This window comes from Bacteroidota bacterium, assembly GCA_039821555.1.
GTDB lineage: Bacteria > Bacteroidota > Rhodothermia > Rhodothermales > Rubricoccaceae > JBCBEX01.
The window spans coordinates 94,827-109,172 of the sequence record JBCBNX010000012.1 but is presented as its reverse complement, the minus strand read 5'-3'; the positions used below and the strand labels follow the sequence as shown (position 1 = coordinate 109,172).

Annotated in this window: 8 protein-coding genes; 4 read left to right on the top strand and 4 right to left on the bottom strand. The window is 64.3% G+C overall.

Features of this window, described 5'->3' with window-relative positions; translation table 11 throughout:
- Window positions 1-214 precede the first annotated feature (214 nt).
- Complete coding sequence (locus AAFU51_13645; protein ID MEO1572291.1) at window positions 215-2,473, bottom strand: T9SS type A sorting domain-containing protein; 2,259 nt, start codon at window positions 2,471-2,473, stop codon at window positions 215-217.
- Window positions 2,474-2,546: 73 nt separating this feature from the next.
- Complete coding sequence (locus AAFU51_13640; GenBank protein ID MEO1572290.1) at window positions 2,547-4,691, bottom strand: amino acid permease; 2,145 nt, start codon at window positions 4,689-4,691, stop codon at window positions 2,547-2,549.
- Window positions 4,692-4,851: 160 nt separating this feature from the next.
- Here AAFU51_13640 and AAFU51_13635 point away from each other — a divergent pair, with 160 nt between their 5' ends.
- The 3 genes from AAFU51_13635 to AAFU51_13625 all read left to right on the top strand — a co-directional run bounded on the left by AAFU51_13635 (window position 4,852) and on the right by AAFU51_13625 (window position 8,709).
- Complete coding sequence (locus AAFU51_13635; GenBank protein MEO1572289.1) at window positions 4,852-5,823, top strand: hypothetical protein; 972 nt, start codon at window positions 4,852-4,854, stop codon at window positions 5,821-5,823.
- A gap of 228 nt (window positions 5,824-6,051) precedes the next feature.
- A complete protein-coding gene (locus tag AAFU51_13630; protein MEO1572288.1) occupies window positions 6,052-6,966 on the top strand; it encodes an arginine deiminase-related protein in 915 nt (304 codons plus the stop codon).
- A gap of 174 nt (window positions 6,967-7,140) precedes the next feature.
- Window positions 7,141-8,709 carry a GMC family oxidoreductase gene (locus AAFU51_13625; GenBank protein ID MEO1572287.1) on the top strand — a complete coding sequence of 523 codons (1,569 nt, stop codon included), beginning with the start codon at window positions 7,141-7,143 and terminating at the stop codon, window positions 8,707-8,709.
- 49 nt (window positions 8,710-8,758) lie between these two features.
- On the opposite strand, the gene rraA is transcribed toward AAFU51_13625, so the two are convergent.
- A complete protein-coding gene (gene rraA, locus AAFU51_13620) occupies window positions 8,759-9,250 on the bottom strand; it encodes a ribonuclease E activity regulator RraA (protein MEO1572286.1) in 492 nt (163 codons plus the stop codon).
- 102 nt (window positions 9,251-9,352) lie between these two features.
- On the opposite strand from rraA, the gene AAFU51_13615 reads away from it, so the two are divergent.
- Window positions 9,353-10,723, top strand: a complete 1,371-nt coding sequence (locus AAFU51_13615; GenBank protein ID MEO1572285.1) for a hypothetical protein — start codon at window positions 9,353-9,355, stop codon at window positions 10,721-10,723.
- Here AAFU51_13615 and AAFU51_13610 read toward each other — a convergent pair.
- The gene (locus AAFU51_13610; GenBank protein MEO1572284.1) at window positions 10,720-14,235 is read right to left on the bottom strand and encodes an ATP-binding protein; all 3,516 of its coding nucleotides are present in this window, start codon (window positions 14,233-14,235) and stop codon (window positions 10,720-10,722) included. The two genes, AAFU51_13615 and AAFU51_13610, sit on opposite strands and share 4 nt — an antisense overlap.
- Window positions 14,236-14,346 lie beyond the last annotated feature (111 nt).

Genomic DNA, 14,346 nt, shown 5'->3' with positions numbered 1-14,346 from the left:
TGCCAGTAACAGAAGCCCTTAGATAGGTCGTTCGCGTTATACCCAGCCTACCTCGTCTCTTGCCGTGGCACCCACCGTTGTCGAATTGTGTTGGCCATCGGACGCCGCTTGATGCCGATCTGCTCGTGGGTCAGACCGCTCCTGTCTCCGCCAGCAGCGGCTCTGCACGGCGAAACAGGCTGGTTGGCCGACTGCCTCACGACTGCTGGAAACGTTAGCGCACCCGCGTGACCGTCGCGACGCGCTCTGGTTGCCCTGTCGCCGACACACGCACGAGGTAGACCCCCGGCGCCAGCCCATCCGTCTCCATCGGTAGCCGGTGCGCTCCTGCACCCAGAAGCCGTGCGGGCATCTCCGCGACGACGCGACCCAGCACGTCATACACGGTAGTGCGCACCTCCGTCGCCTCGGCAAGTGCGACCTCCACGGTCAGCGCCTCGGCGAATGGATTCGGGTAGGCTGTCACGGCAAACGCCTCAGCCGGCACCGCCTCGTCTTCCGCGTCGATGCTCACGAGCGGCGTACTCGTGAAAACGCCTCGGTCGGTCGCTGCCACGAGCACCGTCTCGCCGTCGATGAGGTCGTCGGTGGCGAGGATGTCGTAGACGGTGCGTTCCTCCAGACCGAGGCCGACAGGCTGCCAGGCTTCCTCATCAGGGTCCCAGCGGAAGACGCCGCGCTCGGTAGCGGCGAGGGTGCCTGCCGTCGGATGTGATTGGAGGTCGAACACCCAGGTGCCGGGCAGGCCGCGCTGGGTCCAGGTGGAGCCGTCGAGCGCGTAGACGCCGTCGCGCGTGGCTGCGAGGGTGGTACCGGTGTCGTCGGTGGTGAAGGCGAAGACTTCCGCGCGCTCGTCAATGGTGGGGAGGCCATCGGGGAGAGCTTCCCACGTGCGACCGTCGTCTGTGGATGCAAGGACGCCTGGACAGTCCCCGTCGTCCCATGCACGCTCTAACCAAACACATCCTGCATAGAGGACGTCCGGCTGGGACTCGTGGAGGGTCCCTGCAAGTGACACCGGAAAAAATGCACTCGGGTCAGCTTCCCCTCCTTCAAAACGAAGTAGCCCCGGGCGTTCTATCGAGCGTCCAATGTTCGCTATGGGCAAGACGGGTTGTGGGACGGCTGTGACTATGGCCCCCAGCGATGTCCGGATCATGTCGCCTACTACACCGACCGAAAACCGCCCATCGCTTGGGAAGTCTTCCGTTGTGCCGTCGTAGGGTCGGTATCCATAGTCAAAAAAATCAAACGTGCCCCCAGCGAATGCGAGTAAGCGACTGCCGTCGATGTAGAGTCCTCCCACACGCGATAGGCTGCCGATCCCTACGAACGCCCAGCCATGTTCTTCCTCATCCATCGATGCTGTTAGGCCGGTGAGGCGAAAGAGGCCGCCTTTACCTCCGGCGTAGAGCGCCCCGTCTAGCACTTCTATCGAGGGCGTGTGTGATGCCAGGCCCGTTAACTTTTCCTCGGCGCTGTCCTTGCTCAGGCGATAGGTCCCCGTAGCATAGCTCGTCCCAAATGAATCGTCTGGGCCAGCTCGGAATGTTTCGGTTGGGATAAGCAGGCTCCTGGATGGCAACTCCAGTGGACGTCGCACTGCTCCTCGGTTTTCCATTCCAACAGTTTGCCAATCAGCGCCCACGTTGTCAATGCGGGCCAGTCGGTCTCGTTGACCCACGAGCCATGAGCCGTCGCGGAGACGCATCAGCCCAAAGATGTAGGCGATCTGGACAGCCTCGCAGGTTCTGCCGCCGTCAAAGGTCTGCAAGAGGCGACCAGGAAACCACCGGTTGAGGCCAGCGCTGTAGGAGGGTAGCGTTGCGGTAAGACCTGCCATGCCAACTGGGTCGAGAGCGACGAGTGGGCCACAGGCAGTTTCGGTCCAAGTTGCCCCATGGTCCTCAGACCAATGGACTGGCGAGGTGCTTCCATCGAGAAGCCACTGGCGATAGAGCAGGCCCGACTTGACGAATTCTAGCAGCGCGGTTTCAGCATACGGTGTGCCTGAAGAGGTGGTAGGTGTTTCGTGGGTGAGGGCCTCCCAAGTCCGACCCACGTCAAAGGAGCGATAGATCCGGTCTGGTTTGTCTCGAGTCGCCGCGAAGACTGAGTCGCCGCGCACAGCGAGATGGCCCACCGGAGCATCGGGCCCTCGGACTTCCCAGGCAACACCCAGCCACGCTGCCGTCAGCACCTGCCCATTCGCGAGTCCCCACAGTCTCGGCCCAGACACGGCGAACTCAGAGAGATCTTCAGGGGCTGTGGCGATCATCTGCCATGACAGCCCTTCGTCGCCGGAACGGTAGAGCAGGCCGTCGCTGAGGCCCAGCACGCTCCCATCGGGATAGAGTTGGAACTGGTCGATGGGCGCGGTGAGCCCGGCCGTGTACGTCCACTCGAACGGCTGTGCGACCCCAGGCGGCGCGAGGACGACGGCGAGGAGCGGGAGGACGTAGCGGAGAGGCATGAGCGCCGACGGCAGGTGAACGGGACACCTACAGCATAACCGACGGGCTCTCGTCGTCCAAGGCCTTCCCGCGCTACGCGTCGCCGAGGTAAGTCGTGCGGAGGGCGTGGATGGCCGCCGGCTCGCCGAGGAGCGTCACGCGGTCGCCCTCCTGAAGTACGGTGCGGCCCTGGGGCACCACCATCGTCTCGCCGCGCCGGATCACAGCTACCAAACAGTCGGGAGGCCACTGCACCTCCATCAGCTTGCGGTCGATGAGCGACTCGGTGGCGTCGTCGTCGCGAAGGCGGAGCGTGAGGAAGCGGGCGTCGCGGAGGAGCAGGTCGGTGAGTGCCTGCGCATCCGGTGCGGCCTGCCAAGCATCCATGAAGCCGGGGTCGTCCAGCCGCGAGGCGATCTGCGCGAGCATGCGGAGGTGCTGGCCGGGGTCGTCCTCGGGGCTGATGAGCAGAAAAACAGCGTGCACGAGCGGGTCGTCCTCGTCGGCGGGCAGCGCGGCGTGGGCCGTGCCGAGGGAATCCGTGACCTCAAGTTCAAGCCCCTGCCGCGAGCGTGCGAGGACCAACTCGGGCTCGCTGACTTCGAGCAGGCGCAGGTGCGGCAGCGCGGCCCCGCGGATCGTCGGCGTCGCACCCACGCGGGTGCCGTCGAGGAAGCCCTGCTCCAGCGTGGCCAGCGGGACGGGCACGCGCTCGGCGAGGAGCCGCGCGCCGTCGCGGAGCACGTCTTCGTAGGACGCGGTGGGCGACACGTCCAAGACGCGTGCGCGCATGACGACCTCGTCGAACGGGTCTTCGTCGCGGAGGCCTTTCTCCTTCAGGATGCCCCGAAATTCGCGGTCGAGGCCTTCGTAGCGCCGCTCGCCGAGGCGCGCGAACCAGTGGTAGATTGCGCCGTCGCGCACGACGTGGTCGCGGGCATACCAGACGTACCACCCGATGCAGAACGCGATGATGCCGATTGTGAAGAGCACCGCCATCCAGCCCATGTACGCGATGAGCACGAACGAAATCACGATGCCCGCCAGCTGCATCCACGGGTAGAGCGGGCTACGGTAGCCGGGGTCGTAAGACCGAATGCGGCTCTCGCGCATCACGATCACCGCGAGGTTGATGAGCGCGAAGATGGCAAGCTGAAACGCGCTCGCGAGCTTGGCGATGCCCTCTTCGTCGAAGGCGAGGATGAAGACCACCATCACCGCCCCGGTGAGCAGGATAGCCCGCGTCGGCGTCTGGAAGCGGCCGAGGTTGGCGAGCGAGGTCGGGACGAGGCGGTCGCGCGCCATCGCGAGCGGGTAGCGCGACGCCGCCAGGACGCCCGCGTTACCCGTCGAGGCGAACGCCGCGAGCGCTGCGATCACGATCAGCACGACGCCCGCACCGCCCGGCAGCCAGTCGAAGAACGCCGCGGCGGCCGTTGCCACTGGCGTCAAGTCGGACCGCAACTCGTTGGGGTCGAGGACCTCCACGAGGATGAACACGCCCGCGACGTAGACGAACGAGGTCGAGGCGAGCGCGAGGATCATCCCCAGTGGGATGTTGCGGTCGGGGTTTTTGATCTCCTCAGCGACACTCGCTACCTTTGTCAGCCCCGCGTACGAAACGAACACGAAGCCGATCGTCGAGAGCAACCCGGCGACGCCGAACGGCATGAACGGCGTCAGCTGCTCGCGCGTCCGCTCTGGCGACTGGTCGACGAAGACTTCCAGCAGACCTTGGACGATGAAGAAGGCCAGCACGCCCATGAGGATCACCACGAGCACGCGCTGCAGCCCGCTCGTCTCCTTCGCTCCAGCGACGTTGATCGCCACAAACACGGCCGTGAGCGCGATGGCGACCGTCTTGACCGGCACCTCGACGTAGAGCGACGCATACGCGCCGATGCCCACCAGCGCGAAAGCCGTTTTTAAGGTGAGCGCGAAGAAGGTCCCGAGCCCGCCAATCGTCCCGATCATGGGGCCGAGCGCACGGTCGAGGAAGTAGTAGGCTCCGCCCGCGCGGGGCAGCGCGGTGCTCAGTTCAGCCTGGCTGAACATCGCAGGGAGGATAAGCACGCCTGCAAATAAGTAGGCCAGCATCACCGACGGGCCCGTTTTGGCGGCCGCGAGCCCCGGTAGGAGGAAGAACCCGCTGCTGAACATCGCGCCCGTGCAGATGGCGTAGACGTCGAAGAGTCCGAGTTCTTTGCGGAGCTTGGCTCCGGGCGTGGCACCGGCCATGCGGAGGAGATGTGCGTGGTGAGGGGGAGGCGAGGATACGAAATCGCAAGCTTTGCGAAGATTGGGCCGGACTGTAACCTCACCGGCGCAGCCCTCGTCTCGGGCCGCGCAGGCCCGGAGTCTATCCGCGCCACTCCACGAGCCTCCACCCTTTTCGCACATGCGACCACTCCGTCTTTTCGCGCTACCGCTGCTCCTGGTGGCTGCGCCGCTTGCCTTTACGGCGTGCACCTCGCCCACGGCCGAGCAGGCTGGCGCCTTCACGCTCACGACGCGCACGGCCCTCGACCTCCTGCCCGCCGACGCCGACGTGGTCGGGCTGATCAATGTTGCCGAGGCGCGCGCCTCCGATGCCCTGGCGTCGCTCACGGACGCGGGCATGGGCATCGACTCCATGACCGGCGAGGGCGCGGCCCGCATCAACGACTTCATGGCGCGCACCGGCTTCGACTTTGAAGAGGACACCGAGCGCGTCTACGTTGCCGCCAACCCGAACTCCGGCTCCGTGGTCATGCTGATGTATGCCGACGTGGACCGCGCCCGCATCGACGCCTACCTGCAGGACCAGTCCGACATGGACACCGAGCGCACGCTCTACCGAGACACCCCGCTCTTTGTCTCCACCGACTCCGACGGCGAAGCCTTCAGCTTCGCCCTGCCCAACGACGAGATGATGGTGGGGGGGGATGATGCGAGCGTGCGCGCCGTGCTCGACCGCATGGCCGACGGGGGCTCAGGCCTCCGCGCCAACGCCACGATGATGGCGCTCCTCGACCACGCCGCGCACCCCGACGATGCCTGGTTCGCCGTGCGCTCGATGGACTTCGCGGCGCAGCGCGGTCCGAGCGACGCCGTGCTCGACGCAGGGCAGTACATGCAGCGCATCGTTGTCTCGGCCGGCTTCGGCGACGACGGCCTCGACGTCTCGTTCTTTGGCCAGACCGCTGACTCCATTGCGCCGGGCGACGTGGCGGACATCGTCCGGGGAGCCATCTCGGGCATGCGCATGAGCGCCAAGGACGAGCCTGAGCTGATGCGCGCACTCGACGGCATGCGCGTAAGCGAGGTCCGCGACGCCGTCCGCGTCGACGCCTTCGTGAGCGAAGCGCTGCTCGCGGAGATGCGCGACTGAGGCTCGTTGACGACGCCTCGAAGCCAGGAGGGCGGTCGTGCCGAGACAACTCGGCAGGCCGCCCTCAGCCTTGGGATCGTGTTGGCCGGTGGCCCTCGGGAGCGCGCCGACTACCGAGGAGCACGGGGTGCAGAGCGAGCGTTGCGCGTCGACCGCCGTGAGCCAGCCACGTGTGGGAGGTGGTAGCTTGGTGCGTCCTGCATCGTCTCCCTCCTCCCCCGTTTGCCGATGTCTTCGCCTCTGCTCCCTGACGCCCTCGACGCGGGCGCGGACTTGAATGCGCTGTCCCTTGCGCAGTTGCCAGCGATTCCACGCCCGCGCTCCGTCGTGCTGACCGCGCCCGACCACTTCGAGGTCGCCTACGTCATCAACCCCCACATGGCGGGCCACGTCGGGACGGTGGACCGCGACCGGGCTCGCGCCCAGTGGGAAGCCTTGCGTACCGCCTATGCCGAGCTTGGCCTGGACGTCCATACGATCCCGGGACAGCCTGGACTGCCAGACATGGTGTTCTGCGCCAACCAGGTTCTCCCCTATCGGCTTCCAGACGGCACCCGAGGCGCGATTCTCAGCCGCATGCACGCCGACGAGCGCAAGCCCGAGGTCAAGCACTACGCCGACTTCTTCCGCGACCTCGGCTATGAGGTACACGCGCTCGACCCAGACCTGCCCGGCGACTTCGAGGGCATGGGCGACGCGCTCTGGCACCCGGGGCGCTTCCTCCTCTGGGGCGGCTATGGCTACCGCACCGACCGCGCCGTCTACGAGCGGTTCGCGGCCAAGCTGGGCTTCCCCATCATCCCGCTCAAGCTCACCGACCCCGACTTCTATCACCTCGACACGTGCCTCTGTCCGCTCGACGAGCACTCGGCGCTCTTTTACCCTGGTGCGTTCGACGAGGAAGGCCGCGCGCTGATTGCCGCCCACTTTGAGTGGGCGCTTGCCGTGCCTGAATCTGAAGCCCGGGACCTCTTCGCATGCAACGCGCATAGCCCCGATGGCCAACACGTCCTCATCCAGCGGGGATGCACTAAGACCGTAACGATCCTACGCGAGCATGGCTACACGCCCGTCGAGCTGGACACCAGCGAGTTCCTCAAGGCAGGCGGTTCTGTCTTCTGCATGAAGAACATGTTTTGGTAGGCACGGCGGTGTCGCAGTGGGGCGGTACCGCGATGTCCGCAGTATCCTGGCTCTCCTGGTCACCTCTCCGCTGGTGTGTACCGCATCTTTTGTGTACGGCACCCGTGCAGCGCATCGTCTTTCTCAGTGCCACCGCAACACGGCCTTACCGCCCCACCGCAACTCTCTCCTCACATGACTGCCACGCACTCCGACGTTCTCATCATCGGTGCGGGGGTCGGCGGCGGCGCGCTCGCGTACGCCCTAGCGCCCACCGGTAAATCGATCCGCGTGCTGAACCGCCTAGGGTCGCTCCCACGCGAGCGCGAAAATTGGGACCCCGTGAAGCTCTTCGTCGAGGGGCGCTACAAGTCCGAGGAGCAGTGGATCGACGGGCACACCGGCGAGGATTTCCAACCGGGCATGTTCTACTGGCTCGGCGGCAACACGAAAGTCTACGGCTCGGCACTTTTGCGGCTGCGCCCCGAGGACTTCACCGCGATGCAGCACGAGGACGGCCTCTCGCCGGCGTGGCCGCTCTCGTACGACGATTATGCCCCCTACTACGACCAGGCCGAAGCGATCTACCACGTGCACGGTAGCCGCGGCTCGGACCCGTTCGAGCCTCCGGCAGGCGGCCCCTACCCCCACCCCGCCATCGCGCACGACCCGCGCATCGGCGAAGTCGCCGAGGGGCTCCGCGCGGCTGGCTTGCAGCCGCTCGACCTTCCGATGGGCGTGAAGTTCAGCGAGGCCAACCCCGGCGGTGGCGAGTTCGTGCTCCGCGAAGTCTTCGGCGCGATGGGCCGCGCGGCGTTCGACGGCTATCCCGATATGCTGCACCTCAAGATGGACGCCGAGACAGCAACCGTCATCCCCGCCGCCGCCAACGACAACGTAGACCTGGTCACGGACGCCCTCGCCACAAAAGTGCTGACGAATGCCAGCGGCACGGAGGTCACCGGCATCGATGTGACGGTAGGAGGCGAGACCGTACGCTACACCGCCGACGTCTATGTGCTCGCAGCTGGAGCGATCCAGACACCCACGCTGCTCTTTCGCTCAGCCAACAGCGCGCATCCCAACGGCCTCGCGAACACGTCGGGACGCGTCGGGCGGCACTTCATGCGGCACGTCACCTCCAAGTTCTACACCGTCGCGAGCCAGACGCCCAACCCCACGCGCTTCCAGAAGACACTCGCCATCAACGACTTCTACTTCGGCGCAAAAGACGGCTCCGACTTCGACGCGATCCCACTCGGACACGTTCATCTGATGGGCAAGCACGCCGGGTGGCAGATCAAGCAGGACCTCCCCGACGGCGCGTATTCGGACGAGGAGTACGACCGCATTGCCGCACATTCCGTCGACTGGTGGGTGCAGGGCGAGGACCTTCCGCTCTACGAAAACCGCGTCGACCTCACCGACGACGGGCGCATCCGGCTACACTACACGTGGACGAACCGCGGCGCGCACGGCAAGCTCATGGACCTCCTCGAAGCAGCGCTGCGCAAGCAAGGCTTCGACGAGTTCTACCGCGTCCCGATGCCGCTTGGTGTGGTGAACCACCAGTGCGGCACGTGCCGAATGAGCACCGCCCCGACCGACGGCGTCGTAGACGTGTTCGGACGCACGCACGACGTCGCGAACCTGTTCATCGCCGACGCGAGCTTCTTCCCGTCGTCTGGCGCCACCAACCCGACGCTCACCATCGCAGCACACGTTTTGCGGATCGCTGACTACCTCAAGAGCGAAGTGCTGTAGCACGCGCGGTGCTGAAGTGGGCGCCAGACAAGCCGTGGACTTAGGTCGCTCAGCAATCTAGGTCGGGCGCGGTGGGCCCCACAACGATGCCATCGCCGTCGGCGACGAGGTAGGCGCCCGGCGCGAAGGTGACGCCCGCGAAGGTGACGGGGATGCCCTGCTGCCCTTCGCCTCGCTTGACGCTCTTGCGCGGGTGCGTCCCCAGCGCTTTTACCCCGATTTCGACCTCGGCGATCTCGTGGCGGTCGCGGAGCGCACCGTAGATGACGAGGCCGGCCCAGTCGTTGTCGCGAGCCAGCATAGCCACGTTGCCCCCGCAGAGGGCGCACCGCCGCGAGCCCCCGCCGTCCACCACCAACACGCGGCCCCGGCCGGGCTGGCCGAGCGCCTGCTTGACCAGCACGTTGTCCTCGAACACCTTCACCGTCTCGATGGCACCGTGGAACGCGACGACGCTGCCAAAGTCCTGGAAGTGTAGGCCGACGGCGTTCCAGTCGGGGTGCTGATCGAGGACATCGGCGGTGTAGAGAGAGCCGGGCATGTTGAGCGCTTGGCGTAGACGAGCTAGGGCACGAGCTAGGGCAACGCCGGAGGATACACACCGTCTGGCGTCCGTAGCTTGGCGCGCTTCCTCTGCCCTCCGATGCGCCCCCTCACCCTCGCCCTGCTCTTCGTCTTCGCCGCGACGGCCGCCGCCGAGGCGCAGCCGCTCACCTTCGGGCACGCCGCCGACCCGTGGGAGGCCCCTCAGCGCCGCGGCTTCGGCCCGGTGCAACAGAGCGAGGTCTCGGTCCTCGCAGGCCCCTCGTTCATCGACGACCGCTGGCGCGCCTTCGGCGGCTTCGAAACCCGGCTCGTCACGGGGCGGCTGGGGCTGAGCGTGTTCGTGCCAGGCCGGACAGGCGTCTCGGGTGTCTACGAGGAGGACTACGACGAAGCTTACGACGCCCTCCGCCGTCTCCTCCACGTGCGCCTCAACCCGACTCCCGAGTCGCCACTCTACCTACGCCTCGGCCCGCTCGAATTCCTCCGCCTCGGCACGGGCCACCTCGTGGATGGCTTTAGCACCTTGTCTGCCTGGGAGGAACGGACCGTTGGCGTGGAGGCCGCGGCTCGACTTGGCACGGTCTCACTGGCAGGCTTTTTAGAAGACGTACGCGTCGATGGTTTGGTCGGCGGCCAGGTTGCGGCAGCACCGCTTCGGCGCCTCTCAGGGCCGCTTCGGCAAACGCGGCTCACCGTGGAGGGCACGTATGACCTCAGGATCGCCGACTTGCGTGCCGAGTTGCCTGCAGACAGCATCGCGCGCCCGCTCACACTAGGCGCATCGCTTCACGTACCGCTTCGGGGCGAGGTGTTCACGGTAGGCCCGTATGCCAGCGGCGCCTATCAGTGGGAGCGCGGAGGGAGCGCCGAGGTCGGCATTGAGGCCTCCGCGGTTCGCTTCGCCGACCTCGTCGATTTTGACGCCCGGTTTGGGCTCTATGGCTTCGAGCGCGGGGTTCGTGTCACGCCCATCGCCGCGTTCTACACGCTGACTCGCACCGGCACGATCGTCCAGGCCGATCCGTATTTCGCTTCGCCCGACCGCCCTCGTGTCTCCGCGAGCTATGCTGCCGACTCCATCGAGGCCGGTGGTGGGCTCCTCTTCGACGTGCGCGTGCGGCTCGGGGAGAGCCTCCTCCTTGCGCAGACGGTGCGGCTCCCGGTAGACGGGCAGCCACTCGGAGCGCACCGACTGCGTGCCGCCTACGCGACCTCGCAAGGGTTGCGCTTCGTATTTGCCTTCGAGCGAGGCGGCGTACGCAAGCTCGGCGACATGTTTCAGGGCTTCGACGCGGACCTTACGACCCTCCGGTTCGACGTAGACTATCCGGTCACGAGGCGACTCGTTGCCCGCATGCGAGCTCGCTACGGCTTTCGCCAGTTGCCTGGCCGCATCGATGGCTTCCCCGCGACCTATCTCATCGAGCGCCGGTTTGAGCCCACGCTAGGCCTGCGTTTTCGCTTCTAGCTGACCACACGCACCCCACGTGGCCGGCTGAGCACCTGTTCGAGCGTCGCACGGAGTTCCGTCTCATTCACCGTGCTGCTGACCGTGTCGATCGACGTGTTGAAATCGTCGTACGCATGCCCGCCCTCAGATACCACGGCAAGAAGAGGCGGCATCGCATGTTCTGCGGTGGCCTCGAGCGCGTCGTGCATCCGTATGACGTCGGCGATGCTGCGCGCCTGAATGACCAGCACGTCATACGGGTAGAGGCGAAGGGCTCTTCGGGCGGCACTCCGTGAACGGACGACACGCGTCAGACCCAGTTCGTTGAGATGGGCATGCATCTCCGATGCGTAGTGCGTTCGCCCTGCGACGTAGAGGAGCGACAGGTCGTCGTGTAGCGACACCGCCGCGACCGACCGGTCCTCCGCTGTGAGCGTGGCGCCTCGACGGTCAAAGCGCGGCCACGTCAGTGAAACCGACGTGCCTTGTCCTTGCTGGCTGCTGATCCGCATTGAACCGAGCATGCGCTTCATCAGCGCCGTGACGATGTAGAGCCCAAGGCCCGACCCCTCGTGGGAGCGATCCTGCCCTGACGAGGCTTGCGTGAACGCCTCCTTCAGGCGGTCGAGTTCTGCCGTGTCGAAACCGCAGCCCGTGTCGGTTACACGCAGCAGAATGCTGTCCGGGTCGGCATCGAGAACCAGTGCCACCCCGCCTCGGTCGGTGAACTTGATGGCATTCATCAACACGTGCTCAACGATCCGGCGAAAGGCCGTGAGATCGAGCACGGCGGGAACGACGATGTGCTCTGGAGAAAGTCGCAGATACAACCCTCGTTCCAACGCGAGCGGGGCTAGGCCATCCGTCACCGAAGCGACCAAGTCGGCAACGTCAACATCGGCAGGCTTGAGCGCAAACTGGTCCGCCTGTAGGTTTGCCACGTCCATCAGATCTGTGACCGTGCGTGTGAGCCGCTCCGAACCGGCGAGGATGGTCCGGGCAAAAGCGGCTCCGTCGGGATCGCGCCCGTCGAGATGGATGGACAAGAGTTCGGCGGATCCGAGCATCGCCGTCAGTGGCGTGCGTAGCTCGTGGGACGCGTTCCGCAGCAGGTGCATTTTCAGCTGGTCTGCCTCAGCGAGTTGCTGGTTCGACGCTTCGAGGCGTTGATTCATCTGATCCAGCCGCTGCCGACGCATGCGCTCGATGTCCAACTCGCGCCGGTGGGCCCGCACCTGGAACGCTGTGATGCTCCAGAGCAGGACGGCACCCACCATCCCGTACAACCCGTAGGCGCTCCACGACCGATACCAGGGCGGGAGCACGCGGAATTGATACTGCGCCTCTTCGCTCACCACACCGTGGATATTCCGTGCCCGGACCCGGAACACGTAGCGCTTGCGCTCAGGCAAGTTAGTGTAGCTCCGTGTCGTCTCCGAGGTCCAAGCGCTCCAGTCGGCATCGAAACCGTCAAGGCGGTACTGATAGACGATTCGGTCCGGCGCATTGTAGCTCGGCGCGGCGACATCGACACGCAGCTCTTCCCGAGAAAACGCAAGGACGGGTTGCTCGGCTGCGCTTTGCTCTAGGGCAATGCGGCCATCGCCATGAGTTCCACCGAAGAGGACGGAATTACCCCGCGTCACACGGCGAAAGAGCGGCCGGTAGGGCGCATCGTAGCGTTTCGGCGCCGATGGGTCATACCGCAGCAGTCCCTCCTCGGTCGCGAGCCACACGAAGCCACTGTCGGCAGTAATGTGGGAAATATGCAGGTCTTCAAGTGGGAGATCTGGACGCTGCAGGCGCCGGTAGCCCGTAGGGGTTCGCTCGAGTAACAACAACTCCCTGCCTCGTACTACCCACAACACATCCTCAATCTCAGTCAAGAGCACGTACATCTCATCGTCGAGGTCAAGCACATTGTTGAGTGCTTCATCGGGGACGAGGCGTGGGCTTCCGTCGGGTTTAAGTTCAATCCGGTAGGCGCCTGCTTCACCTGCGGCAGTAAATCTACCATCAATCTCTGTGTAGAATAACCGTCCCGGGGGCCGATCATCGGTTGACAGCACTCGAATTTCCGGAGCAAGCAACCCAGCTTTGGGGTCTAGCAATAAGAGTTCACCATCGGCTAGCGTAACCCATAGGGTCTCACCCTGCTGTCCTACAGCAAATACTTCGCTCGATATACCCTCTACGCGTCCGAGCGCCCGTAGTGAACCTGGCGTAGTTTCCTGTAGGAGTATTAATCCATCCTTGATCCCAGCGTATACGTAGCCAGGGTATCCCTGTATCTGGTGCAAGACATACGTTGGCTCGTCTAGAACCTGTAGCGGCAAAGCGCCAGAAACATCGAACACGCCAGCGTTGGTAGCTGCAACAAGTCGGCTGCCTACCTCGCTGAGCGCCCATGCTTGGCCCTGCTCTGTGAGGAGAGGCTCCCACTCTGTTTCACTATCGTACGCTCTGAAGACGCCCAACGCGGTTGTGGCGTACAACGCATCCGAATGGCGTACAACCTGCGTCGCGAGGCCTCGCAGTCCATGCTCGGAGTCGAATCGGCGAATGCTCGGTAGCACGTCAACGCGAAGAAGCCCGTTGTACAGTGCGGCCCACAACCCGCCCTGATGGTCGAATGCGAGATCAAGTACGAGGTCTTCCTGTGTTAGCGCAATCTTATCGATCCATCCGCCATCCTGGTCAAGTAGTGCGATTCCCCCCCCGAAGGTTCCGATCGCATACACCTCTCCGTTCACAGTCGGCAGCGTGGCGAGGGCGTAAGGCCGATTTGCCTCAAAAAATGTGCGATCGCCGAAATCAAGCAACTCCATTCTATCGTTCTCGAGCCGGTAAAAATTCCCTTCTCGTGTTCCGATGAGGAAGGCTCCGTCTGACTGCTTGTGTAGAGCGAAAAGTTGCACGGCGGACAGTCGCTCTGTTCCTGCAACGTTCAGTAGCCGCCCATCTTGCCACCGCTGTAAAGGGCGATCTCGGAGATGCACATAGAGCGTATCTCCAATCGAGTAAGTCCGGCTAATGGGTACGTCTGGTTCGACGACCTCGAACTTGTCACCATCCCAGAAAAGGAGGTGGTTTCGGCCTTGAAACACTACGCTCTCTCCGACGGCAAGAGCGTTCCAGATATCTCCGTAGTCTACGTCTGGAAGATGCGGTCTAAGACTCTCGTAGCGCAGTAGGCCAAGGGAATCGGGCACAAGCCAACCCATCTCGTTGATGCCGCCAACGTAGAGCTGTCCTGCTTCGTTTGCCGCGATAGAGCGAACTCTGAGGTTTGGAATCGAGAGCGTTCGCCAGACTTGGCCATCGTAGAGGCCTAGACCACTGTTGTTGCCAACGACGATCACTCCGCGCTGGTCCTGCAGTACTGCCCAATTTTGGGGCTCGAGTCCGATATCCGGCGAATCGTACCGCTTTTCGAACAGCGGCTGTCCAAGAACTACATCCTGACCCATTGCGGACGGCGTTCCAAGGACACCGGCCGCCAGGGCGAGCAGAGAGATCAGACGAATCATTGGGGGCCAGGACGAGACTGAAGTGCACTTCAGCAAGTCACATACCTTTCTCTTCTCCTAGATGGAAATTTGAAACTTTCCATTATCGAACACTATTTAGTTTATCCACTC

Coding starts and splice junctions, on each gene's coding strand:
- AAFU51_13645 (MEO1572291.1), bottom strand. CDS start 2,473: ATGCCTCTCCGCTACGTCCTCCCGCTCCTCGCCGTCGTCCTCGCGCCG.
- AAFU51_13640 (MEO1572290.1), bottom strand. CDS start 4,691: ATGGCCGGTGCCACGCCCGGAGCCAAGCTCCGCAAAGAACTCGGACTC.
- AAFU51_13635 (MEO1572289.1), top strand. CDS start 4,852: ATGCGACCACTCCGTCTTTTCGCGCTACCGCTGCTCCTGGTGGCTGCG.
- AAFU51_13630 (MEO1572288.1), top strand. CDS start 6,052: ATGTCTTCGCCTCTGCTCCCTGACGCCCTCGACGCGGGCGCGGACTTG.
- AAFU51_13625 (MEO1572287.1), top strand. CDS start 7,141: ATGACTGCCACGCACTCCGACGTTCTCATCATCGGTGCGGGGGTCGGC.
- rraA (MEO1572286.1), bottom strand. CDS start 9,250: ATGCCCGGCTCTCTCTACACCGCCGATGTCCTCGATCAGCACCCCGAC.
- AAFU51_13615 (MEO1572285.1), top strand. CDS start 9,353: ATGCGCCCCCTCACCCTCGCCCTGCTCTTCGTCTTCGCCGCGACGGCC.
- AAFU51_13610 (MEO1572284.1), bottom strand. CDS start 14,235: ATGATTCGTCTGATCTCTCTGCTCGCCCTGGCGGCCGGTGTCCTTGGA.